Below are 22,183 nucleotides of genomic sequence, written 5' to 3' on the forward strand. Positions count from 1 at the left end.
AGCAGGGGGGGAGTGAAAGGAGATCGTCATGTCGACAAGGCCGACCATTGCACGAATCTGGCGCGGGCGCACCCGACGGGACGTCGCGGAGACCTATGAATCCTATCTGCGAGCCGAGGGTATTCCGCCGCTGCAAAAGGTCGCCCTGGGAGTCCAGCTCTTCCGCGAGGATCGAGAGGAGGAGACCTGGTTCACGACCATTTCCTACTGGCCCGATATCGAGGCCATGACCGCCTTCACGAAGGGCCAGCCCACGAAGGTCCATCATCTCGATCGCGACGCCGAGTTGCTGATCGAACTCCCCGAACGTATCGAAGTCCACCGCATTCTCGTCAACGATCAAAACTTGCGCTGAAGGCGGCCCATGAGCAAACGTGCCGGAAGCAAGCAAGGCGTGCCCCATGTCACTGCCTCATCGCATCGCGGGTAACCTCGCCCTCGATCTCGCCAACACCATCAGCTGGCGCGGGACGGATCGGGAGGTCGACCATCTGGCAACGCACGCGGACATCCTGGCATGGTCGAGAGCAGCCGGATTGATCGACGGCAACCTCGCTCTTCGTCAGGCAGATCACAAGGCGCTGATGAAAGGCGTCCTCGACCTTCGTCTGGCGATAGGCGAGGTTGGATCGGCAATCGCGACAGGCAAGCCATCTCCCCGGGCTGCGCTGGACATCATCCGCGACTATGCCGCGAAAGCGCTCCGTACGGCCTCGCTGGCAGGACGCCCCGCGTCCCTGCGTTTCCAGGGCATAGACTCCATCACCGGCGCGGTCGCCTGGTCGGCGCTCGACCTGCTTCGGAGCGATGAACTCTCGCGCCTGAAGCAATGTCCATCCGACGACTGCCGCTGGCTCTTCATCGATCGAACAAAGAACGGCTCCCGTCGCTGGTGCGAGATGAGCACCTGCGGAAACCGTGCAAAGAAGCAGACCTATCGCGTAACCCGCGCTGACTGATCAGCGCGACAAAAAAGGGAGGGCTGCACATCGGCATGGACGTTTGCAATCAGAACGCCTGGTTCTTGGCGACTTTCAGGTGCTCATCTGCTGCTCTGATACCGCTCAATGCCTTGAGCGTCAGAGCGGTCGGTTGCTGCTTCCATTCGGCAACTATCTTCTCGGCCTTCTCGAGCTCCGGCTTGGACAACATGGAAGCCATCTCGTCCACGTTCTTTGCCGGCGCCAGCTGCGAGAGCTTGAAATACGCATACGACAGAGACAGATCTCTCGGCGTTCCCTTCCCTGCGGAATACGCGCGGGACAGGTTGAAGAGGGAGGCAGGATGTCCCTGATCGCCGGCCATCTTCCACCATTTCAGGGCCTCTTCCGAATCTCCTCGTCTGTCATACAGAAGAGCGACGTCGTGCTGGGCACGCGCATAGCCGGCCTTGGCGGAAACGAGCTTGTACTTCAATGCTTGATCCGGGTCGGTTGCGACGATGCCAACGCCTTGCCCGTCATAGTAGCAGCCGAGCTTGTAGGCTCCCAACGGGTCGTTGGCCGCAGCCGATTTCTGAAACCACTCGAATGCCTGGCTGCGGTCCTGCTGCGTGCCGATGCCGTTATTGAACATCATGCCGACATGGTACTGCGCCTCGGCGTCCCCTCGATTGGCCAAGGCCACCATCGCATTGAAAGTGCGGGTGTCATTCGCATTGGCGGGCATCGCGAAAAGCAGAAGGCACGAAAAGGCCAGGGCAACGAGTTTCATGTCAAAGCCCGATCGAGTTTGAACCATTCTGTCTTGGTCACTCGGAAGGCAGGAAGGTTCGAAACCTGGCCGAAATTTCGATATCGACGAATTGACCCGCCTTCGGGCAGGCGCGGCTCGAAGCAGCCCCGGCCGCAGTTCGTGACCTCGAAGCCGAGACCGCGCAGGCGCAGGAGCTGCGCCTCGATGTCGCTACGGGCATGTTCGAGCGTGAGCTGCGGGGGCTCCGGTCGGCCGTGGCGACGGCCTGGACGCCTACTGGCGCAGCATGATCAGGGGATCGGCGGTATCGGGGACGCGCCGCCATTGCGCGTTGTCGTCGGCCTCGAATTGCCAGGCCTCGCCTGATTTCGACATCAGGATGATCTGGCCGCGCTCGAGCCGCCATTGCGTCGGGTTGAACTGCGCGATCGCCGTATCGCATCTCGGCTTGAGGAAGACCTGGAAATTGTCCGGGCTCGCCTCGGTGTTGGTCAGCGTCAGCCCGCACACCGGCTGGCCGTTGCCGCGCACCATCGACCAGTCGCCGATCATCTGGTCCATCGACTTCGCCATCGAACGCGCGGCGGCGAGGTCCTGAAGGATGTAGACGCCCTCGCCCTGCCGCAGGCCCTCGAAAATGCCGGCCTCGACCTCGGTGAAGTCGATCACGGCATCACCGGCTGCGTCCTGCAAGCGAACGATGTCGAGGCCCCTGACGTTCCAGGCGACGATGTCCTTCGTGAAAGGCAGCGCGGTCTTGCAGGCGGGCTCGAGCTCCAGCTTGAAGCCTTGACCCGCGGCGTCGGCCTTGAGCGTGACGACGCAGGTCTTGCTGCGCTCGGTGGTCGAGAGCTCCCACTGTCCCGGCATCGATTTCTTCAGTGACGTCGCATCCTGCGCATGCGCGATGCCGATCGCGGCCAAGCAGGCCGCGACGGCGAATGCAACGACCCGAAGACCACTCATCAGCGTCCCTTGAACGGCGTTTCCGCAACAGGTGTCAGGGGCGCCTTGCCGGCGAACCAGGCCTTGAGATTGTCGACCACGAGCTGGTCCATCGCATTGCGCGTCACCACCGAGGCCGAGCCGATATGCGGCAGCAGCACGACATTCTGCATGGACTTGAGCTCGTCCGGCACGTTCGGTTCGGCCGCGAACACGTCGAGGCCGGCGGCGAGGATGGTGCCTGATTTCAGCGCCTGGATCAGCGCCGGCTCGTCGACCACCGAGCCGCGCGCCACGTTGACCAGCACGCCGCGCGGGCCGAGCGCCTTCAGCACCTCGGCATTGATCATCTTGTTCGTAGCCGCCCCGCCGGGCACGATCACCATCAGCGTATCCACCGCCTTCGCCATCTCGATCAGATCGGGATAGTGCTTGTACGAGACGTCCTTTGACGGATTGCGCGAGTGATAGACCACCGGCACCAGCGAGGCATCGAGCCGGCGTGCGATGGCCTGGCCGATGCGGCCCATGCCGACGATGCCGACCTTGCGGTCGCGCAGCGAGCCGACGCTGAGCGGATAGTTCTGCGTCTGCCATAGCCCGGAACGGACGTAGCGGTCGGCCTTGACGAACTCGCGCAGCGTGGCGATCAACAGACCCATCGCGACGTCGGCGACCTCCTCGGTCAAGACATCGGGCGTGTTGGTGACGATGATGTCGTGCTCGGCGGCGTATTTGGCATCGATGTGGTCGTAGCCGACGCCGAAGCTCGCCACCATCTCGAGCTTGGGCAATTGCGACAGCGAATCCCTGTCGGCGCGCACGGTGTGATAGGTCACGGCGACGCCGCGGATCTTCTCCCGGATCGCCGGCGTCAGCCGCTCGAGATCGCCGCGCGTCTCCGCCTTGTGCACGACGAAATGGTCGGAGAACCCGTTCTCGAGGATCGGCCGCACCGGCCCATAGATCAGAAGGTCGGTCTTCTCGGACGAAATCGAACCGGCAGCCATCAGTTTTCCTTTCCAAGCGCGCTCTCGTGCCAGCGCCGTAAAACGAGGTGCGAAACTAGCGCCAGCACCCCATAGATGACAATCCCGGCGAGCGACAACAGAAGCAGCGCGGCGAACATGCGGGGTATGTTCAAGCGATAGCCCGACTCGGCGATCCTGTAGGCGAGCCCGGAGCCGGCGCCGGCTGTTCCCGCCGCAATCTCGGCCACGACCGCGCCGATCAGCGACAGGCCGCCGGCGATGCGCAGGCCGCCGAGGATGTAGGGCAGCGCCGAGGGCAGCTTGAGAAAGCGCAGCGCTTGCTGGGGCGAGGCGCCATAGAGCTGGAACAGGCCGGCGAGATTGCGATCGACCGAATTGAGCCCGAGCGTGGTGTTGGACAGCACCGGGAAAAAGGCGACGATGAAGGCGCAAGCGACGACCGCGGTCTGCTGCTCCAGATAGATCAGGAGCAGCGGCGCGATCGCGATCACCGGCGTCACCTGGAGAACGACGGCGTAGGGGAACAGCGAATATTCGACCCATTTCGACTGGTTGAACAGCAGCGCCAGCGCGATGCCGCCGATGCTCGCCGCGACGAACCCCTCGAGCGTGGTCAGCAGCGTGGTCGCGAGCGATTGTGACAGCACCGCCCAATCCCTGACCAGCGTCAGAAAGATGATCGAAGGCGCCGGCAGCACGTAAGGCGGGATGTCCTTGAGGCGGACCACCGCTTCCCAGACCAGGAGACCGGCGGCGAACACGACGACGGGAAGCAGGAAGCGCAGCGCGCGCTGCGCCGCCGACGGCTTTGCGGAGACGACGGCTTGCGCGCTCATAGCGTCGACTGCCCCGAATAGGACGGCGCCAGCGCCGCCGACACCCTGCGGCAGTAATCGGAATAGGCGGCCGAGGTCCGAAACTCCTCGCCGCGCGGCTCGACCGTTTCGATGCGAAGGTCGGCCTGGATGCAGCCGGGCCGCGCCGTCATCACCACGACGCGCTGCGACAGATAGACGGATTCGAAAACCGAATGAGTGACGAAGATGACGGTCTTGCCGAGCCTGCGCCACAGCGCCAGCAGATCGTTGTTGAGGCGGAAGCGCGTGATCTCGTCGAGTGCGGCGAACGGCTCGTCCATCAGCAGGATGTCCGGATCGGTGACGAGCGCGCGCGCCAGCGACACCCGCATCTTCATGCCGCCGGAGAGCTCTCGCGGAAAGGCCTCTGCGAAATCGGCGAGCCCGACGCTGGCCAGCGCTGCGTCGGCACGCGCCCGCGCCTCCGCTTTCGGCACGCCTGCGAGCCTCAAGGGCAGCCGCACATTCTCGCGCACGCTGGTCCAGGGCATCAGGGTCGGCTCCTGGAACACGAAACCGATGCCGTGGCCGGGTTGCGAGACGCCCTCGCGGCGCGCCACCCGGACGATACCTGAAGACGGCGTGCTGAGTCCCGCGATCAGGCGCAGCGCGGTGGACTTGCCGCAACCGGACGGGCCCAGCAGCGAGATGAACTCGCCTTTGCGGACAGTGAGATCGAGCGGTCCGAGCGCCATGACGCCGGTGTCATAGACCTTCGTCACGCCGCGCAGGCTGACGGCGAGCGCCGTCAGGCTGGCTTCGACGACGGATGGGGTTTTGCGCTCTATCATCGATCGCAGGCTGTTGTCGGGCTCGATCGCGCCGCGTCTTTCACCTCTTCCCAACAGGGAGAGGTGAGCCCCAGCCGCACTGTCGTGCCTAAACTCAGCATGCGTTACGGCTTGTTCGGGCGCAGCTCGACGCCGACGCCCTTGTTGACGAAGCGCAGTGTGTAGGACTTGCGGAAGTCGAGATCCGACTTCACGACGCCCGCCTTCACCATCTTGTTGAAGAAGGAGGCGTAGCGCTCATCGGTCATCGCGCCGATGCCGTTCTTCAAGCTGTCGCCGGAATCGACGATGCCGTGCTCCTTCATCTTCGCGACGGAATAGGTGAGCAGGTCGTCGGTCATCTCCGGATTGAGCTTCTTGATCAGGGCATTGCCCGCGGAATTGTCGCGGTAGATGTAGTTGTACCAGCCGATCATGGAGGCATCGACGAAGCGCTGCACCAGATCGGGCTTCTTCTCGACGACGTCGCGGCGGGTCTCGATCAGCGTCGAATAGGTGTTGAAACCGTAATCGGCGAGCAGCAGCACGTTCGGCTTGAAGCCGGCGGCCTTCTCCACCGCGAAGGGCTCGGAGGTGACGTAGCCCTGCATCGCGCTCTTGGGATTGGCGATGAAGGGCTGCGGATTGAAATTGTAGGGACGGACGTTCTTCTCGCTGAAACCGTATTCGGACTTCAGCCATTGGAAGTAGCTGGTCATCCCCTCCTTGGAGACGAACAGCGTCAGCGGCTTGAGATCCTCGATCTTCGTGACCTTGGCGTCGGGCTGCGTCAGCATCACCTGCGGATCCTTCTGGAAGATCGCGGCGATGGTCACGACGGGGACGTTGTTGGCAACGGCGTCGAACGACATCAGCGTATTCGCGGCCATGAAGAAATCGATCTTGCCGGCGATCAGCAGCATGCGGTTGTTCTCGTTGGGACCGCCGGGGACGATGGTGACGTCGAGGCCGTATTTCTTGTAGGTACCGTCGGCGACAGCCTGGAAGAAACCGCCATGCTCGGCCTCGGCGACCCAGTTGGTGCCGAAGGTGACCTTGTCGAGCGTTTCGGCCTGCGCCGGCGCAAGAGAGACGAAAGCGGCCATCAGGCCCGCGATGAACGCTCGCCGCATATGAGAGGGGGTCATGATGGCACTCCGTCGATCGCTTCCAGCCCAATCGCGTCTGGCTCATATCGAACCAACGCGATAGAACCACATCACATTTTGGGGACGCGAGCCGGCCTGGCCCGCATCCCCCAGGGACGCAAATTACGTGACAAATTCGGGCAAAGAAACCTCCAAAGAAAATTCGCTGGCGCCGTCGCGCGACTGGACCGAGATCCGCTGGGCCGATGCTGCCGCTGCCGACGTGTCGCGCTGGATCGCGGTGCTGCCGCTGGCGGCAACTGAGCAGCACGGCCCGCATCTGCCGCTCACGACCGACGTGCTGATCGCGGACGCCTATCTCGCGCGCGTGCGCGAGCTGTTGCCCGCCGACGTTCCGGCCAGTTTCCTCCCCGTTGAGCCGATCGGGATTTCCACCGAGCATATCGACTATCCGGGCACGCAGACGCTGCCGACCGAGGTGGCGCTGAAGAAATGGACCGGGATCGGCGAGGACGTGGCGCGCCGCGGCGTGAAGAAGCTCGTCATCGTCACCAGCCACGGCGGCAACAGCGCAGCCATGATGCTGGTGGCGCAGGATCTTCGTGCACATCGCAAGCTGTTCGTGGTGACGACATCGTGGTCGCGGCTATCAGGGGCCGACACATTGTTCCCGGCTGAGGAAGTGCGCCACGGCATTCACGGCGGCGCGGTCGAGACCTCGATCATGCTGGCGCGCTATCCGGACCAGGTGCGCGGTGATGCGATTGCGGACTTTCCCGCGAGCAGCATCGCTATGGAGCGGCAATATCGCTGGCTGTCGACGCAGCGGCCCGCGCCGTTCGCCTGGCAGGCCCAGGATCTCAACGCCAGCGGCGCGGTCGGCAATGCGACGCTGGCGCGCCCCGAGAAGGGCGAGCAGTTGCTCGATCAGGGCGCAGCGGCGTTCTGCGAACTGCTGGCTGAAGTCGATAACTTCGACGTGAACAGGCTCGCCAAAGGCCCTCTCGGCTAGCCTGCATCCTACTGGATTCATTCAGGAAAGATCGGGACACCGCCTTCTCGTTTCCGGTCTTCGAACCGGACGCGAGGAGCGCCCGTCCAACTGGGCACGCGGGCCACAACGGACCGCCTCAACCCGGATGGAGTTTCACATGTCGATCAGGACCAAGATTGCCACCGCAGCGCTCGCTGCCCTCGCCGTCACCGGCAGCATCGTGTCCACCACCTCGCAGGCCGAAGCCAAGCAGCCCGGCTGGGTCTGGGGTGTGGGCGCCGGCATCGCCACCGCCGCCGTCGTCGGCTCCGCGATCGCCGCCACGAACGACCCCTATTATCACGGCTATCACCGCTGCGGCTGGGTCGCCCAGTACAACGCCTTCGGCCAGTACGTCGGCCGCGTTCGTACCTGCTACTGATTTGAGTATCTGAGGCCGATCTCTCGTGGATCCTGCGTCCGACACGGGCGCCTCATCCACCCCGTGTCGTGCCCCCGACCCCGCCCGGCTGTCCCCCCGGGCGGGGTCTTTTGTTGAGGCCCCGGGTCGTTGTTGCACACCCGTCACAATGCAGTGCGAAGCATCCACCCGCAGCAATCCACGCCAGTTGCAATTGCGAACTATTCGCAATAAATCTAGCAAGGGCACAGGAATCTGGGACTAAGTCGCGCCGGATCGCCTGGATGACTGAGGCCTGATGACATGGGCGCCGCGAATCGGCAGGGATGCCGGGTGTGGCGGGTGGGACAGATTCGCGTTTGGGGGCGTGCGTTTTGACGTTGAGGGGTCACCGTTACAGGTCCGTGCGGACGGCCGCGGCGATTGCCGCGGGCGTGCTGGCTTTTCCCGCGGCTGGCCACACGGCTGATCTGCCGCTGAAGGCCCTGGCCTTGAAGGCGGTCTACGACTGGACCGGCCTCTATATCGGTGCGCATGCCGGCTTCACCCGCGGCACATCCGCTGCAACGCTGGCCGATCCCGCAGTCGCGACCGACGATCACGTGTTCAACGGCATGACCGGAGGCGTCCAGGCCGGCTACAACCGGCGCCTCGACTCGGGTTTCGTGCTCGGCGTCGAAGGCGATATCTCCTTCCCGAACTACCTCCCCTCCAACCACGTCGTGTCATCGGCGGCGACCGCGCTGTCGAGCGCGGAGGAGCGCTGGGACTATGTCGCGAGCCTGCGCGCGCGGCTCGGCTATGCCAGCGGCAACTGGCTGTTTTACGCGACCGGCGGTGCCGCCTTCGCCGGCGAACGCTTTCTCTCGACGCCGACCGGCGGCAACGAAGAGAAAGTGTTGCACACGCGCTTCGGCTGGACTGCCGGGGGCGGCGTCGAATACGCCTTCGCGCCGCACTGGAGCGCGCGGCTCGAATATCTCTACAGCAAGTTCGAGAATGCCAACGTCACCTTCCCCTCGGGTGGACAATATTCGTCGTCGATGGACTTCCAGAGCCTGCGCATCGGCCTCAATCGCAAGATCGATTGGCCCGGCGTGCCGACCTACGACCCGAAATCCGACGTCACCGACACCGAGTCCAGCCGCTGGGAGATTCACGGCCAGTCGACCGTGCTCGGGCAGGGCTACCCGGCGTTCCGCGCGCCCTATACCGGACCGAACAGCCTGCTGCCGTCGCCGGATTTTCAGCAGACCTGGAGCAATTCGCTCTATCTGAATGCGCGGCTGTGGGACGGCGGCGAGGTCTATTTCAATCCCGAGTTGCTCCAGGGCTTCGGCTTCAACAACACGACGGGCGCCGCGGGCTTCCCCAACGGGGAAGCGCAGAAGTCCGGCTTTCCCTATCCGCACTTCAACGCCTCGCGGCTGTTCGTGCGACACACCTTCGGCTTCGGCGGCGAGCAGGAGGAGCTCGCCAGCGGCCAGCTTCAGCTCGCCGGCAAGGTCGACGTCTCGCGGCTGACCGTGCAGGTCGGCAAATTCTCGGTGGTCGACGTGTTCGACGGCAATGCCTACGCGCACGATCCGCGCAGGGATTTCATGAACTGGTCGATCTGGGCGTCCGGCGCCTTCGACTATGCCGCCGACAAGCTCGGCCTCGGCTATGGCGCCACCGCTGAATTGAACCAGAAGCAATGGGCGCTGCGCGGCGGCTACTTCCTGATGGATGCCGTCTCCAATTCCAACAATTTCGACATGAATATCGGCCGTCGCGGCGAGTACGTCGCGGAGCTCGAATTGCGCTATTCGCTGTTCGGCCAGCCCGGCAAGCTGCGCACGCTCGGCTTCGTCAACAGCGCCTTCTCCGGCAGCTATCGCGAGACGCTGGACAATCCCGCGTTCGGCGTCGACATCAGCCAGACCCGCCGCGGCCGCCTCAAATACGGCTACGCGTTCAACCTCGAACAGGCCATCACCGGCGACATCGGCGTGTTCGGCCGCTGGAGCTGGAACGACGGCCGCAACGAGATCATGGCCTTCACGGACATCGATCGCAGCCTGTCCGGCGGCGTTTCGGTCAAAGGTGCGACATGGGGCCGGCCCGACGACGTCGTCGCGATCGCCGGCGCCGTCAACGCGCTGTCGCAGGATCACCGCGACTTCATCGCAGCCGGCGGTCTCGGCCCGCTGATCGGCGACGGCCGGCTCAACTACCGCCGCGAACGCGTGCTGGAGACCTATTACGCCTACGCGCTGAACAAGAATCTCACCTTCACCGCCGACTACCAGCTCATCGTCAATCCCGCCTACAACGCGGACCGTGGACCAGTATCGGTGTTCTCGGGACGGCTCCACGGGGAGTTCTGAGCGGGCCTCAGAACAACAGCGCGACGCCCGAGCCGAACAGCAATGCGAGCACGATCCGGCGGAACGTGGTCTCGTCGATCCGGCCGAACAGCTTGAGCCCGAGCCACATCCCGGCAAGCAGGAACGGCAAGCCTAGCGCGAACAGCCTTGCCGTCTCGAGCGTAAGCGTCCCCTTGGCGCCCAGCAGCAGCGCCGCCATGGCGAACACCACGACCGCGACCGGCTGGAAGGTCGCGCGCTGGACGTCCTTGGGCAGTCCGCGCAGATTGTACCAGATGGTGACGACGATACCGGCAAGGCCAGTCAGCCCGCCCAGCAGGCCGTTGAGGAAACCGACCGTCATGTCGGCCGCCGGCGGCACGACGGCGGCTATCTTGAGCCGCGGCCGGAGCAACGCATAGAGGCTGTAGGCGATCAGGATCGCGCCGACCGCGATGCGGACGTTCTTCGGATCGGCCCAGGTCAGAAGCGACACGCCGACCGGAACGCCAAAGACGGCGCCGACGAGCAACGGCCACAGCCGGCGCCAGTCGAGCGCTGCGCGCAGCTTCCAGACCGAGTAGCCTTGCACCAGAAGACCGAAACCGACGATGAGGCTCGCGCTCTGCAGCGGCGTCAGCACGTAGAGCCACAGCGACGCTGCGACGAGGCCGAAGGCAAAGCCGGAGAGGCCGGCGACGAACGCGCCGGCGAACGTGGCCATCAGGAAAAGCGGAAGCTCGATTGCGATCCCGTCCATTGCTCGCTCCATAGATCAGCGAGCAGCACTTGCGTGGGATCACCACTTCACGGGGAGACTGCGACATCCCCGGGCTGCAAGCCTAGGTGAAGCCGCTTCCCTCCACAACGACATTTCTACGCCGCCCGGATCGCGTCGAGGAATTTTCCGACCTCGACCTTGAGGCGGCTGCTCTCGCCGGACAGCGACCTGGCCGACGCGAGCACGTTGGAGGAGGCCGATCCAGTCTGGTTCGCGCCGCGCTGCACGTCGACGATGCTGGCGGAGACCTGTTGGGTGCCGCGGGCGGCCTGCTGCACGTTGCGGGAAATCTCCCGCGTCGCCGCGCCCTGTTCCTCGACCGCCGAGGCGATCGCAGACGCAATCTCGGACATGCGCGTGATGGTGTCGCCGATCGCCTTGATGGCGCCGACCGAATCCTCCGTCGCGCTCTGGATCCCCGCGATCTGCTGACTGATCTCGCCGGTGGCCTTGGCGGTCTGCTCGGCCAGCGCCTTGACCTCGGAGGCGACGACGGCGAAGCCGCGCCCGGCCTCGCCGGCGCGCGCCGCCTCGATGGTGGCATTGAGGGCCAGAAGATTGGTCTGGCCCGCGATCTGGCTGATGAGCTCGACGACGTCCCCGATCCGGCCCGCGGCCCTGGCGAGCTCGCCGACATGGTCGTTGGTGCGCCCGGCCTGCTGCACCGCCTCGCCGGCGATGCGCGCGGAGTCCTGGACCTGGCGGCTGATCTCATCGACCGACGAGGCCATCTCCTCGGCCGCCGCGGCAACGGTCTGCACGTTGGTGGAGGCCTGTTCGGAGGCGGCCGCAACGGTCGCGGTGACCGTTTCGGATTGCGCGGCGGTGCTCGTCAGCGTTCCCGCAGACGCTTCCAGCTCCGAGGAGGCCGACGAGACCGTATTGATCACGTCGCCGATCATGGCTTCGAACTCGCGCGCGATCTGATCGACGCGTTGGCTACGCTTGAGCTTCGCTTCGGCTTCGACCGCGGCCGCCGCGTCGGCGGCTCTCTTGGCGAGCAGCGAGTCCTTGAAGTGCTGGAGCGAGCCCGCGACCTGGCCGATCTCGTCGTTGCGGCCCGTCGCCGGGATCTCGACCTCGTGCTGTCCGGCGGCGAGCGCGCCGATCACGTCGGCGATCCGGCCGAGCGGCGTCACCACGCGCCTGCGCAGCATCACGGTCACGCCGCCGAGCGTTCCGAGCAACGCCAGCACGGCTACACCGGCCAGTGCGAGCATTGCCAGCGCGCCGTCGCGCGCGGCCGAGGCGCGCTCGGCTGCTTCCGCCAGCGCGGCATCGCGCACGCCATAGAACAGCTGGATGGCCGGCACGATGACCTTCGCCAGCTCTTCGGCGGTGGCGCCGTACTTGCCGTCACTGCGGGCTGCAGGAATCTCCTTGTCCACGGCAATTGCGGCCTGTCCAAAATAGGATTCCGTTGCCGCCTTCAGCGCGGCAGCGATGCGGGAGGGATTTCCGAGCTGGTCGATCCCGGCCTCGATGCGCTCGCGGTCGGCCTCCACGCGCCCCTGCATGCGGTCCATCAGCGACAGTTCGGCCGCGGTGAGCGGGCGGCGTGCGGAGAGCGCCGGGGACAGCGTGGCCGCGCGGCTGCCGGCCGAAACCCGCAGATCCTGCGCCGTTCGCGCCAGGCTCAACAGCGCCGCAAGCGAGGAATCGGCATTGATGACCTTCGCTTCGAGCCGGTTCATGACCGGTTCGATGTTGCCGAGGACCTCGGCAACGCCGGGCAGGAAGCCCTTTGTCGCGGTGCTGTCGCGCGCCGCCAGGGGAACGCTCATCGCGCGATCCGCAGCGGTTGTGATCTCCTTCAGCCGACGCGCGGCACGGTCGAGATGTTCGGCAATCGCTCCGCCGTCGTCCAGCACCATGACGGCGCGCTTTGCGGCGTCGAAGCCCGTCTCGGCCGTTTTCGCAGCCTTCGCGGCAGCTTCGAGCTGCGCCTGCGTTGCGGCGCCTTCCTGGAAGATCGGTCCGATGTAAGGAGCGCGAAGGCTGGCGACGTGCTGGCTGGCCATTAGGGTCGCACCAAAGGCATCGACGGTCTTGATCGCGTCGGAGCGGTTGGTGAAGATGCGTGCCTGGGGTATCAGCACCTCGGCGCCGAGGATGACCGCAAATACCGTCACCGTCAGCATCGACAGCGCGAAAAGCTTCCCGATCCGCATCTTTCAGTCCCCAACCAGATTTCTGCAATGTCGAAACTTAGCCGTCGGGCCACTAAGACCCCGTTAAGGAACGATCCGTAGTTCCGCGGAGCGTCAGGTCGTCGCGGCGGACCTTGGAAGCAACCGTCCACGCGGGTTCCCCTCGCGGCCGAATGCCCGGTTATTTCCAGCGCTTCCCTCGTCTAATACCTATATCCACGGCGTGCGCTGTGCCGCGCCACACCCATTTACCTCGGAACCTCAATGCTCTGGCTCGAACTCTCCATCGTCGTCGTCCTGATCGTCATCAACGGCCTGCTCTCGATGTCCGAGCTGGCGGTGGTCTCGTCGCGTCCGGCGCGGTTGTCGCTGCTCGCAGCGAGGGGGGTGCGCGGCGCCGAGCGGGCGCTGACGCTGGCGGCCGATCCCGGCAAGTTCCTGTCGACGGTGCAGATCGGCATCACGCTGGTCGGCGTGCTCTCAGGCGCGTTCTCGGGCGCAACGCTCGGGCAGCGGCTGACGCAATGGCTGCTCGAGCTCGGCCTGTCCAAGGGCATCGCCGACATCGTCGGTGTCGGCATCGTGGTCACGCTCATCACCTACGCCACGCTGATCGTCGGCGAGCTTGTGCCGAAACAGGTGGCGCTGCGCGATCCCGAAAGCATCGCAGTCAGGGTCGCGCCCGCGATGCATGCGCTGGCGAAGATATCGCTGCCACTCGTGGCTCTGCTCGACATCTCCGGCAAGCTGATCCTCACCCTGCTCGGCCGCGGCGGCAAGGCCGAGGAGAAGGTCTCGGAGGACGAGATCCATCACCTCGTCAGCGAAGCGGAAAGCGCGGGTGTGCTCGAGCCGGGCGAGAAGGAGATGATCGCGGGCGTGATGCGGCTCGGCGACCGCCCGGTCGGCGCCGTCATGACCCCGCGCACGGAGGTCGACGAGATCGACCTGAACGACGATCCGGCCGCCATCCGGGAGATCATCGCCAGGAGTCCGCATTCGCGCTTTCCCGTCTCCGACGGCGACCGCGACAAGCCCATCGGCGTGCTCCAGGCCAAGGACCTGCTGATTGCCTACATGAACGAGCGTGCGCCGGACTTGCGCGCGCTCGTGCGCGAGGCGCCCGGCATCCCCGTGTCGGCAGATGCGCGCGACGTGCTGACCATCCTGAAAGCTGCGCCGGTTCACGTCGGCCTGGTCTACGACGAATACGGCGCCTTCGAAGGCATGGTGACGGCCACCGACATCCTGGAGTCGATCGTCGGCGCCTTCCATTCCGAGGCGGGACCGCCGGAGCCAGCCTATGTCAGGCGCGCCGACGATTCGCTTCTGATCTCCGGCTGGATGCCGGTCGACGAATTCGGCGATCTGCTCGGCGTCGAATTGCCGCCGCACCGCTACAACACCGTGGCGGGCCTGGTGCTGCAACAGTTCAACGTGCTCCCCAACGCCGGCGATGCGTTCGATTTCCGAGGCTGGCACATCGAGGTGGTCGATCTCGACGGACGCAGGATCGACAAGATCCTGGCGACCCGGCGGAGCGAGCAGGCGGCGGCGTGAGCTGAAATCTCCGGTCTCGTCCCGGACAAGCACGCCCAGGCGCGCGCCGACCCGGAAACCATCACGCGGGTACAGGTCTGGATCAGGCTTCGCGCTCATCCGAAACGACAGTGGAAATTAGAGCGTGCTTCAGGCCTGAAGAAGCACGCCCTCACCCGAACCTCACCCCGATCCGCCTCTCCTTGCGCCAGACCACGGTACAGGACCGATGCGCGCCATCGGCCTGGACGAACAGGGTGAAATGCTTGGGGATGCCGACGGGGCTGGTGACGTCGAGTGCGGCGCCGGTATCCGAGAGATTGCGAACGGTGCAATCGATCGCGCCGCCGCCGAACTCGATCGTTCCGGCCTTCAGCACCCGATGTCGGGCCTTGCTGCGTCGCTCGTCCATGGGCGGAATTTACACCCAAAGTTGAACCAAAAGTTAAGCGCCAGCGGCGATCGAAATGAGATTACGCGACCTGCATCCTACAGCGCCGGCTGGAACGTCTCCGCACGGGCCATCCGCCAGGCGTCGCGGAAGCGCGGGTCTTCCGTACCCTCGAGCAGTTCGCCGGGGCGCAGCGCCGGATAGAGCTGCGCGAAGGACTGCACGTTGGTCGTCGACGTCCGTTGGCTGAAATGGACCGGACGCAGCTGCTGCGGATGTTCGAGGCCCGCTGCGGCGATCAGCTCGGTCAGCGAGTGCAGCGTGGCGTGGTGATAATTGTGCACGCGGTCGATCTTGAGCGGCACGTAAAGCGCGCGCGCCCGCGTCGGGTCCTGCGTCGCAACGCCGGTCGGACAGCGGTCGGTGTGGCAGCTCAGCGACTGGATGCAGCCCAGCGAGAACATGAAGCCACGCGCCGAATTGCACCAGTCGGCGCCGATCGCCATGGCGCGCGCCATGTCGAAGGCGGTAGCGATCTTGCCAGACGCGCCGATCTTGATGCGGTCGCGCGCATTGATGCCGACCAGCGCGTTGTGGACGAAATTGATGCCCTCGCGCATCGGCATGCCCAGATGATCCATGAACTCAAGCGGGGCAGCGCCGGTACCGCCCTCATTGCCGTCGACGACGATGAAATCGGGGTAGATGCCGGTCTCGATCATCGCCTTGCAGATCGCCAGGAATTCCCAGGGATGGCCGATGCACAGCTTGAAGCCGGCCGGCTTGCCGCCGGACAGGCGGCGCATCTCGGCAATGAATTGCATCATGCCCACGGGCGTGGAGAAAGCGCGATGCGAGGCCGGCGAGATGCAGTCCTCGCCCATCGCCACGCCGCGGATCTTCGAAATTTCCTCCGAGACCTTGGCGGCCGGCAGCACGCCGCCATGGCCCGGCTTGGCGCCCTGGCTGACCTTGAGCTCGACCATCTTGATCTGGTCTTCACAGGCGACGCGCGCGAACGCTTCGGGATCGAAGGTGCCGTCGAGATGACGACAGCCGAAATAGCCGGAGCCGATCTCCCAGATGATGTCGCCGCCCATCTCGCGGTGATAGGGGCTGACGCCGCCCTCGCCGGTGTCGTGCGCGAAGCCGCCCTTTTTTGCGCCGGCATTCAGCGCCCGCACCGCGTTGGGGCTGAGCGCGCCAAAGCTCATCGCCGAGATGTTGAACACCGAGGCCGAATAGGGCGTCTTGCAGTCGGGGCCGCCGATGGTGACGCGGAATTTCTCCTTGGCGTGCGCCTTCGGCGCGACCGAGTGATGCATCCACTCGTAGCCCTGACGATAGACGTCCTCCTGGGTGCCGAACGGGCGCTTGTCGAGCTCCATCTTGGCGCGCTGATAGACCACAGCGCGGGTGTCGCGCGAGAACGGCATGCCGTCCTTCTCGCTCTCGAAGAAATATTGCCGCATTTCGGGCCGGATTTCTTCGAGCAGGAAGCGGATATGCGCTGAGATCGGGTAGTTGCGCAGCACCGCGTGGCTCTTCTGCAAGAGATCGCGGATGCCGAGCAGCGTCAGCGCGCCGAAGATCAGGATCGGGATCAGCAGGATGTCGAAGATCTTGCCGTCCGCGATGCCGATGCCGATCAGGAGCGCGGTGACCACCGCGCAGATCGTCAGCACGATGAAGCGCGGCGAGAAGGGCAGCAGCAAGGTCTCCATGATCCCCTCTTCCGCCAGCGGCAGGCGTTTGGGGGCTCCCTGCGTCTTGTTGTCGTCGGCCACGATTCGCATCCTCTCGTCAGCATGAGGCGTTACGATACGCCCCCGCCCGTCATACGGATATGACGCCGCCATTGTTTCAGGCTAGCGAATTCGGCCGAGACAAATCAATCAGCCCGATGGACGGGCTGCTGCAGTGCAATAGAGGAGGTGAGGATGGAGGATGGGTGCGGGTGGGTGCTCAAGGCTTTCGGCCAGCAGCAAAGCAGCTCCCCTGCCTGAAAACCCGCACTGCCCATCCTAGCACGCTCGCAGCGCGGCAAGAATGGCATTAGCCTGTCCCTCCAGATCGGCCTTGGCGACGCATCCCGGGCTGAATTTCAGAAAGCAGTGTTACGATCTGCCCGGCCTGCAGAGCTGCGGATCGAAACACGGGTGATTACCACATACCCGTCATCCTTCTTACTGCACTGGCGTTTATCGCCAGTAACCTCGCAAGGGAGCCTCGTGGTGCATGATCTGGAACGCAACAAGGCGAATGTGATCGCCTTCTACGAGTTGATGTTCAACGCATGCCGGCCCGCCGAAGCCATCGAGCGTTTCGTTGGAGACGAGTACATCCAGCACAATCCCCATGTGGCCGACGGAAAAGAAGGGTTCATCACCTATTTTGAGCGCATGGCTCGCGAATGGCCGGGTAAACGAGTCGAGATAAAGAGGGTCGTGGCCGAGAACGAGTATGTCGTTCTTCATTGCTCCCAACACTGGCCTGGAGACCATGACTACGCCGGCATCGACATTTTCCGGCTCGACGATCGGGGAAGGATCGTTGAACATTGGGATGTGCTGCAGATCACCCCCGAGCATGCAGCCAATTCGAACGGCATGTTCTGAGCTCGCCGCGCAATCCCGGCAGCCAGCGATCCGACGCGAAGACTGACAAAGGTCAGCCTTCGCTAAACTTGAGCCGGTGGACATGGGATCCCGGCTTTCGCCAGGACGACACCAAGCGGCCAAGCGAACCGAGCTTACCGCTCGACGAACGCCTTCTCGATCACGAAGTGGCCGGGCTTGTTGCCGCTTCCCTCGACGAAGTCGCGGCCTTCGAACATCAGCTTCAGCTCTTCGAGCATCGCCGGGCTGCCGCACATCATGATGCGGTCGGTTGCGATGTCGAGCGGCGACTGCCCGATATCGTTGAAGATCTGCTCGGAGCTGATGAGGTCGGTGATGCGGCCACGGTTCTTGAACGGCTCGCGGGTCACGGTCGGGTAGTAGACCAGCTTGTCCGCGAGCAGATCGCCGAACAGCTCGTCCTCGCGCAAGGTCGCGACGAGCTTCTCGCCGTAGGCGAGCTCGGAGACCTGGCGGCAGCCATGCACCAGCACGATGCTCTCGAACTGGTCGTAGACCTCGGGGTCCTTGATCAGGCTCGCGAACGGCGCAAGACCTGTGCCGGTCGAGAGCAGGAGCAGCCGCTTGCCGGGGATGAGGTTGTCGGTGATCAGCGTGCCGGTCGCCTTGCGGCCGACCAGGATGGTGTCGCCTTCCTTGATCTTCTGCAGGCGCGAGGTGAGCGGACCGTCCTGGACCTTGATCGAGAAGAACTCGAGCTGCTCCTCGTGGTTGGCGCTCGCCATGCTGTAGGCGCGCAGCAGCGGACGGCCATCAACTTCGAGGCCGATCATGGCGAACTGGCCATTCTGGAACCGGAAGCCGGTATCGCGCGTGGCGCGGAAGCTGAACAGCGTGTCGGTCCAGTGGTGGACGGAAAGAACCTTCTCTCGGTAAAACGCGCTCATGATTTTCGATATTCCGAATAACTGCGGTTTTAGGGCAAAAGCATTGCCCGGCCCTGAAAACGAGGCGGACACCATCTGCCATGGCGGAGGATTTCGCGTGTGTGATCTACGCCATTGAGATCAATAATCAACCTCGTTCCGGATGCAATTGATGCCGGTCAAACCGGCATTTGCGGCAGAATTGGTCACGTCCTTGGTGAATTTGCCGCCCGGCAGGCGGCAACGGCAATTTCCTTCCCTCTTGGCGCCTCGTTGGAGCACTAAATTTCCGCCGGGCTCGCGAGAATTTCATTAAGAATAGCTCTGATTTTCCTCCGGATTGGCGCCGACCTCCGCATTTTCGCGGCTTTTGGCGACAGGAACGACTGAAACATGGCGAGCGGCGAGCGGATCTTCGTCCAGGCGATCAGGCGCTACTGCGCGCAGCACGGCGTCACGGTCGATGTGCGTCCCGGCGGCTGGTTGATCGCAATGCGCCGGGGAGCGAGGCGCCACTTCGCTTTCGGCTATGACATCGGCCTCAACAGCGCCATCGCCCACCGCCTCGCCAACGACAAATCAGCCACGGCTGAAGCGCTGGCGCTCGAGGGGGTGCCGTGCGTTGCCCATCATCTCTTCCTCAATCCGAAAATGGGCGTCCATGTCGCCGGCGCCGATTGGCGACAGAGGATGCAGGCGCTGCTCGCGCAGCATCCGCAAGGCGTGGTGGTGAAACCGAACGAGGGAACATCGGGACGCGCGGTGTTCAAGGTGACGACCGAGGCGGAACTAGACCACGCCGTCGACGACGTTTTCTCGATGAGCGCAGGACTCGTGATCTCGCCCTATCTGGCGATCGAAGACGAGGTCCGTGTCGTGCAACTCGGTGATCTGCCTCTCGTCGTCTACAGCAAGCAGCGTGGCTCGGATTGGCGGCACAATCTCGATGCCACCGCAAAACCCGTGCTGCTGGAGGGCGGCGAGGTTCGAACGGCTTGCGTGAAGCTCGCGGCCGATGCCGCGAGCGCCGTCGGCATCGCCTTTGCGTCGATCGACGTGGTGCGAGTCGACGGCGAATGGAAAGTGCTCGAGATCAATTCCGGCGTGATGATGGAAGCGCTGGGCAAGCTGCATCCTGAACTGGTGCAGGCAACATATGACGCGGCGCTGGACCGGTTGTTCAGGGAAGATTAGCGGATGTTCCAGTTGTGAAATGGAACGCGGCGATCTAGCCTTGAGGCAGTGCACAGCAGCGGCCTGCACGTCTTGTTTGCGGTGGCTGCATCAATGGTCGTCAAAGAAACAACGAGGGGAACGCCATGAGCGGCAACGTCAATCGCCAGATCCTTCTGGTGGAGAAGCCGAGCGGCAAGCTCGGCCCCGAGCATTTCAAGATGGTGGAGAGCGCGGTGCCGGAGCCGAAGGACGGCGAGGCCTTGCTGCGCGTGCGCTACATCTCGCTCGATGCCGCCAACCGCGCCTGGATGCACGGCGCGACCTATCGTTCCGCGGTCGAAGCCAACAGCGTGATGGCCGGCGGCGCCATCGCCGAGGTCATCAGCTCGAAGGCACCGGGGCTAGCGCCCGGCGACATCGTCTTCGGCGACACCGGCTGGCAGGAATTCGCCGCGGTGTCGGCGAAGCATCTCACAAAGATGCCGAAGCTCGAACCGATGACGCACCTGCTCAGCGTGTTCGGCATCGCCGGCCTCACCGCCTATTTCGGCCTGCTGGAGATCGGCAAGCCCAGGGAGGGCGAGACGGTCGTAGTCTCGGCGGCCGCGGGCTCGGTCGGCTCGATCGTCGGGCAGATTGCGAAGATCAAGGGATGTCGCGTCATCGGCATCGCCGGCGGTGCCGACAAATGCAAATGGCTGACGTCCGAGCTCGGCTTCGATGCCGCCGTGGACTACAAGGACGGCGCGGTGTTCAAGGCATTGCGGGCAGCGGCACCGAAAGGCATCGACGTCTATTTCGATAATGTCGGCGGCGACATCCTCGAAGCGTGCCTGCCGCAGATGAACAATTACGGCCGCATCGCCTGCTGCGGCGCGATCTCGCAATATGACGGCGTCCCTGCCGCGCATGGTCCGCGCGGCGTGCCGGGGCTGATCGTGGTGAAGCGGCTCGTCATGCAGGGCTTCATCGTGATGGACTACATGAAGGACAGCCAGCGCGCGCTCGCCGACCTCCAGGCCTGGGTCAGGTCCGGCAAGCTGAAAGTGCAGGAGGACATCATCGACGGCCTCGAGAATACCCCGAAGGCGCTGATCGGATTGCTCGCGGGCGAGAACCGCGGCAAGCGCATGGTGAGGCTATGATCACGCCGCTGCATCGGCATAAATGACTTGCGGGTGAGGCCAAAGCGGCCAAAGATGCCGCTTTCGCGGCACCATTCGCGACGAATGCGATTGCATCATATTTTGGGAATTGTCGGTGCACCCGACGGGGCGGGAATCACTCAGATGTTCAACACGTTGAAACATGCCTCCATGTGCGCGGCATTGCTGGCCGCGACACTGCTCGCAACGGCCACGGCCGCAGTCGCGCAAGCGCCGACCGAGGCCCAGAAAGGCGCGATCCGGTCCGCGTGCCGCTCGGATTTCATGGCGCACTGCTCGAGCGTGACACCCGGCGGCGCCGAAGCGGTTCAATGTCTGGCGAAGAACATGTCCAGCCTGTCGCCGGGATGCCAAACCGCGGTTCGCGCGATCGAACCGCCCGCGGCTCCCAAGGCCGAAGCCGCTCCCGCCGCACCGAAGACCGAGGCGGCTCCCAAGGAAGCGGCGCCCAAGGCGGAGCCAGCGCCGGCATCGGCCGCGCCAAAAGCCGAATCCGCGCCCGCTGCGAAGCCGGCTGCGGCAGCAGCAGCACCGAAGCCCGCTGCAGCCAAGCCGCCGAGCAGCGCGCAACTTGCGGCGATCAAGAGCGCTTGCCGTGGCGATTATCCCAAGGTGTGCGCCAGCGTGCCGCCGGGCGGCGCGCCCGCGCTCGAATGCCTGGAGAGGAATAAGGCCAAGGTCTCGCCGGCCTGCGAGAAGGCCGTGAGCGCCGCGAGCGGTGGCGGCGCGGCAGCGCCTGCGGCGGGGGCCGCGGCCGCAGCGCCGGCAGCGGTGCCCACCGCGATCGTGCTGCGTCCGATGCGGCCGCGCGAAGAACTGTTCGTCGCCCGATCGGCCTGCGGCGCCGACATCCGCACGATCTGCGCCGGCGTCGAGGTCGGCGCCGGCCGCATCATGCAATGCCTTGCGAGCAACGCCGCCTCGCTGTCGCCTGCCTGCAAGGACGTGCTGGCGGCGTTTACGGCACGATAGAGGCAGCGAACGATGCCGCGACGAGGTGCGCGGCGATGAAGCGTGGCTCGCGCATGAATTTGCGCGCGCCTGCAACGGCAAGTCTTTTGCTAGTACATTTCGATAACGACAGGAGCGGGAGAACGACGTGCGTTCATTGCTGCTCGTTGCACCTGCACGCCTCGCTTTCGGGCGACCATGACCTTCGAGGCCACCGACGCCAATGCGGTGGTGTGCGCCCGCGGCGTCTATCGCGCCCGGTTGCGCCGGGCCGAACGCGGCCGTCGTCGTCCGCAAGCCGGTGCCGGCGGTTCGCTGCGCCCGGGTGCTGGTGAACGCGGTCTATGTGAAGCGCTGCGTCTGACGCCCCGGGTGGTCAATCCGGCGCGGTTTCGCTATGGTTCGCACCTTGAG

21 protein-coding genes and 1 pseudogene are annotated in these 22,183 nt (G+C 64.5%); 11 read left to right on the plus strand and 11 right to left on the minus strand.

Annotation, left to right across the window (positions count from 1 at the left end; translation table 11 throughout):
* The first annotated feature begins 28 nt into the window (after positions 1 to 28).
* Both ACYCVF_RS23415 and ACYCVF_RS23420 read left to right on the plus strand, forming a co-directional pair.
* Positions 29 to 355, plus strand: a complete 327-nt coding sequence (locus tag ACYCVF_RS23415) for a hypothetical protein (RefSeq protein WP_459600681.1) — start codon at positions 29 to 31, stop codon at positions 353 to 355.
* A gap of 46 nt (positions 356 to 401) precedes the next feature.
* Positions 402 to 959, plus strand: a complete 558-nt coding sequence (locus tag ACYCVF_RS23420; protein ID WP_459600683.1) for a CGNR zinc finger domain-containing protein — start codon at positions 402 to 404, stop codon at positions 957 to 959.
* Between the two features lie 49 nt (positions 960 to 1,008).
* Here ACYCVF_RS23420 and ACYCVF_RS23425 read toward each other — a convergent pair whose 3' ends face one another.
* The 6 genes from ACYCVF_RS23425 to ACYCVF_RS23450 all read right to left on the minus strand — a co-directional run bounded on the left by ACYCVF_RS23425 (position 1,009) and on the right by ACYCVF_RS23450 (position 6,407).
* Entirely contained in the window at positions 1,009 to 1,713 is a 705-nt protein-coding gene (locus tag ACYCVF_RS23425) for a tetratricopeptide repeat protein (protein WP_459600685.1), read from the minus strand.
* Positions 1,714 to 1,968: 255 nt separating this feature from the next.
* Positions 1,969 to 2,661: an AprI/Inh family metalloprotease inhibitor gene (locus ACYCVF_RS23430; RefSeq protein WP_459600687.1), complete on the minus strand. Its 693-nt coding sequence runs from the start codon at positions 2,659 to 2,661 to the stop codon at positions 1,969 to 1,971.
* A complete protein-coding gene (locus ACYCVF_RS23435) occupies positions 2,661 to 3,650 on the minus strand; it encodes a 2-hydroxyacid dehydrogenase (RefSeq protein ID WP_459600689.1) in 990 nt (329 codons plus the stop codon). The genes ACYCVF_RS23430 and ACYCVF_RS23435 overlap by 1 nt, the downstream gene beginning before the upstream one ends.
* Positions 3,650 to 4,468 (minus strand): ABC transporter permease, encoded by an 819-nt coding sequence (locus ACYCVF_RS23440; protein ID WP_459600691.1) that lies wholly within the window; start codon positions 4,466 to 4,468, stop codon positions 3,650 to 3,652. Before ACYCVF_RS23440 ends, ACYCVF_RS23435 begins: the two co-directional genes overlap by 1 nt.
* Positions 4,465 to 5,280 (minus strand): ABC transporter ATP-binding protein, encoded by an 816-nt coding sequence (locus tag ACYCVF_RS23445; protein WP_459600693.1) that lies wholly within the window; start codon positions 5,278 to 5,280, stop codon positions 4,465 to 4,467. The genes ACYCVF_RS23440 and ACYCVF_RS23445 overlap by 4 nt, the downstream gene beginning before the upstream one ends.
* 104 nt (positions 5,281 to 5,384) lie before the next feature.
* Positions 5,385 to 6,407 carry an ABC transporter substrate-binding protein gene (locus tag ACYCVF_RS23450; protein WP_459600695.1) on the minus strand — a complete coding sequence of 341 codons (1,023 nt, stop codon included), beginning with the start codon at positions 6,405 to 6,407 and terminating at the stop codon, positions 5,385 to 5,387.
* A gap of 166 nt (positions 6,408 to 6,573) precedes the next feature.
* Between ACYCVF_RS23450 and ACYCVF_RS23455 the strand changes: the two genes are divergently transcribed.
* From ACYCVF_RS23455 to ACYCVF_RS23465, 3 genes are all read left to right on the plus strand, one after another.
* Positions 6,574 to 7,380, plus strand: a complete 807-nt coding sequence (locus tag ACYCVF_RS23455; protein ID WP_459600897.1) for a creatininase family protein — start codon at positions 6,574 to 6,576, stop codon at positions 7,378 to 7,380.
* 139 nt (positions 7,381 to 7,519) lie between these two features.
* On the plus strand, positions 7,520 to 7,783 hold the full coding sequence (locus tag ACYCVF_RS23460) for a hypothetical protein (protein WP_459600697.1): 264 nt from the start codon (positions 7,520 to 7,522) through the stop codon (positions 7,781 to 7,783).
* A gap of 383 nt (positions 7,784 to 8,166) precedes the next feature.
* The gene (locus ACYCVF_RS23465) at positions 8,167 to 10,131 is read left to right on the plus strand and encodes a carbohydrate porin (protein WP_459600699.1); all 1,965 of its coding nucleotides are present in this window, start codon (positions 8,167 to 8,169) and stop codon (positions 10,129 to 10,131) included.
* Positions 10,132 to 10,138: 7 nt separating this feature from the next.
* Here ACYCVF_RS23465 and ACYCVF_RS23470 read toward each other — a convergent pair whose 3' ends face one another.
* Positions 10,139 to 10,870, minus strand: a complete 732-nt coding sequence (locus ACYCVF_RS23470) for a sulfite exporter TauE/SafE family protein (RefSeq protein ID WP_459600701.1) — start codon at positions 10,868 to 10,870, stop codon at positions 10,139 to 10,141.
* A gap of 116 nt (positions 10,871 to 10,986) precedes the next feature.
* On the minus strand, positions 10,987 to 13,062 hold the full coding sequence (locus tag ACYCVF_RS23475; protein WP_459600703.1) for a methyl-accepting chemotaxis protein: 2,076 nt from the start codon (positions 13,060 to 13,062) through the stop codon (positions 10,987 to 10,989).
* A gap of 243 nt (positions 13,063 to 13,305) precedes the next feature.
* Between ACYCVF_RS23475 and ACYCVF_RS23480 the strand changes: the two genes are divergently transcribed.
* Positions 13,306 to 14,601, plus strand: coding sequence for a hemolysin family protein (locus ACYCVF_RS23480; RefSeq protein ID WP_459600705.1), 1,296 nt, complete (start codon positions 13,306 to 13,308; stop codon positions 14,599 to 14,601).
* 151 nt (positions 14,602 to 14,752) lie between these two features.
* Here ACYCVF_RS23480 and ACYCVF_RS23485 read toward each other — a convergent pair whose 3' ends face one another.
* Positions 14,753 to 14,992 (minus strand): PilZ domain-containing protein, encoded by a 240-nt coding sequence (locus ACYCVF_RS23485; protein WP_459600707.1) that lies wholly within the window; start codon positions 14,990 to 14,992, stop codon positions 14,753 to 14,755.
* A 77-nt stretch (positions 14,993 to 15,069) separates the two neighbouring features.
* Positions 15,070 to 16,767: an FMN-binding glutamate synthase family protein gene (locus ACYCVF_RS23490; RefSeq protein ID WP_459600709.1), complete on the minus strand. Its 1,698-nt coding sequence runs from the start codon at positions 16,765 to 16,767 to the stop codon at positions 15,070 to 15,072.
* A 438-nt stretch (positions 16,768 to 17,205) separates the two neighbouring features.
* On the opposite strand from ACYCVF_RS23490, the gene ACYCVF_RS23495 reads away from it, so the two are divergent.
* Complete coding sequence (locus tag ACYCVF_RS23495; protein ID WP_459600711.1) at positions 17,206 to 17,589, plus strand: nuclear transport factor 2 family protein; 384 nt, start codon at positions 17,206 to 17,208, stop codon at positions 17,587 to 17,589.
* A 134-nt stretch (positions 17,590 to 17,723) separates the two neighbouring features.
* On the opposite strand, the gene ACYCVF_RS23500 is transcribed toward ACYCVF_RS23495, so the two are convergent.
* Positions 17,724 to 18,497 (minus strand): ferredoxin--NADP reductase, encoded by a 774-nt coding sequence (locus ACYCVF_RS23500; protein WP_459600713.1) that lies wholly within the window; start codon positions 18,495 to 18,497, stop codon positions 17,724 to 17,726.
* A gap of 372 nt (positions 18,498 to 18,869) precedes the next feature.
* Between ACYCVF_RS23500 and ACYCVF_RS23505 the strand changes: the two genes are divergently transcribed.
* The 4 genes and pseudogenes from ACYCVF_RS23505 (at position 18,870) to ACYCVF_RS23520 (ending at position 22,133) form a co-directional block, all read left to right on the plus strand.
* Entirely contained in the window at positions 18,870 to 19,670 is an 801-nt protein-coding gene (locus ACYCVF_RS23505; protein WP_459600715.1) for an ATP-grasp domain-containing protein, read from the plus strand.
* Between the two features lie 125 nt (positions 19,671 to 19,795).
* A complete protein-coding gene (locus ACYCVF_RS23510) occupies positions 19,796 to 20,797 on the plus strand; it encodes an NADP-dependent oxidoreductase (protein WP_459600717.1) in 1,002 nt (333 codons plus the stop codon).
* 144 nt (positions 20,798 to 20,941) lie between these two features.
* Entirely contained in the window at positions 20,942 to 21,790 is an 849-nt protein-coding gene (locus ACYCVF_RS23515) for a cysteine rich repeat-containing protein (RefSeq protein ID WP_459600719.1), read from the plus strand.
* 127 nt (positions 21,791 to 21,917) lie between these two features.
* Positions 21,918 to 22,133: pseudogene (locus ACYCVF_RS23520) on the plus strand (hypothetical protein).
* Positions 22,134 to 22,183: the final 50 nt, after the last annotated feature.

This window comes from Bradyrhizobium cedriense, assembly GCF_054602315.1.

Coding starts and splice junctions, on each gene's coding strand:
- ACYCVF_RS23415 (WP_459600681.1), top strand. CDS start 29: ATGTCGACAAGGCCGACCATTGCACGAATCTGGCGCGGGCGCACCCGA.
- ACYCVF_RS23420 (WP_459600683.1), top strand. CDS start 402: ATGTCACTGCCTCATCGCATCGCGGGTAACCTCGCCCTCGATCTCGCC.
- ACYCVF_RS23425 (WP_459600685.1), bottom strand. CDS start 1,713: ATGAAACTCGTTGCCCTGGCCTTTTCGTGCCTTCTGCTTTTCGCGATG.
- ACYCVF_RS23430 (WP_459600687.1), bottom strand. CDS start 2,661: ATGAGTGGTCTTCGGGTCGTTGCATTCGCCGTCGCGGCCTGCTTGGCC.
- ACYCVF_RS23435 (WP_459600689.1), bottom strand. CDS start 3,650: ATGGCTGCCGGTTCGATTTCGTCCGAGAAGACCGACCTTCTGATCTAT.
- ACYCVF_RS23440 (WP_459600691.1), bottom strand. CDS start 4,468: ATGAGCGCGCAAGCCGTCGTCTCCGCAAAGCCGTCGGCGGCGCAGCGC.
- ACYCVF_RS23445 (WP_459600693.1), bottom strand. CDS start 5,280: ATGATAGAGCGCAAAACCCCATCCGTCGTCGAAGCCAGCCTGACGGCG.
- ACYCVF_RS23450 (WP_459600695.1), bottom strand. CDS start 6,407: ATGACCCCCTCTCATATGCGGCGAGCGTTCATCGCGGGCCTGATGGCC.
- ACYCVF_RS23460 (WP_459600697.1), top strand. CDS start 7,520: ATGTCGATCAGGACCAAGATTGCCACCGCAGCGCTCGCTGCCCTCGCC.
- ACYCVF_RS23470 (WP_459600701.1), bottom strand. CDS start 10,870: ATGGACGGGATCGCAATCGAGCTTCCGCTTTTCCTGATGGCCACGTTC.
- ACYCVF_RS23475 (WP_459600703.1), bottom strand. CDS start 13,062: ATGCGGATCGGGAAGCTTTTCGCGCTGTCGATGCTGACGGTGACGGTA.
- ACYCVF_RS23480 (WP_459600705.1), top strand. CDS start 13,306: ATGCTCTGGCTCGAACTCTCCATCGTCGTCGTCCTGATCGTCATCAAC.
- ACYCVF_RS23485 (WP_459600707.1), bottom strand. CDS start 14,992: ATGGACGAGCGACGCAGCAAGGCCCGACATCGGGTGCTGAAGGCCGGA.
- ACYCVF_RS23490 (WP_459600709.1), bottom strand. CDS start 16,767: ATGCGAATCGTGGCCGACGACAACAAGACGCAGGGAGCCCCCAAACGC.
- ACYCVF_RS23500 (WP_459600713.1), bottom strand. CDS start 18,497: ATGAGCGCGTTTTACCGAGAGAAGGTTCTTTCCGTCCACCACTGGACC.
- ACYCVF_RS23505 (WP_459600715.1), top strand. CDS start 18,870: ATGGCGAGCGGCGAGCGGATCTTCGTCCAGGCGATCAGGCGCTACTGC.
- ACYCVF_RS23510 (WP_459600717.1), top strand. CDS start 19,796: ATGAGCGGCAACGTCAATCGCCAGATCCTTCTGGTGGAGAAGCCGAGC.
- ACYCVF_RS23515 (WP_459600719.1), top strand. CDS start 20,942: ATGTTCAACACGTTGAAACATGCCTCCATGTGCGCGGCATTGCTGGCC.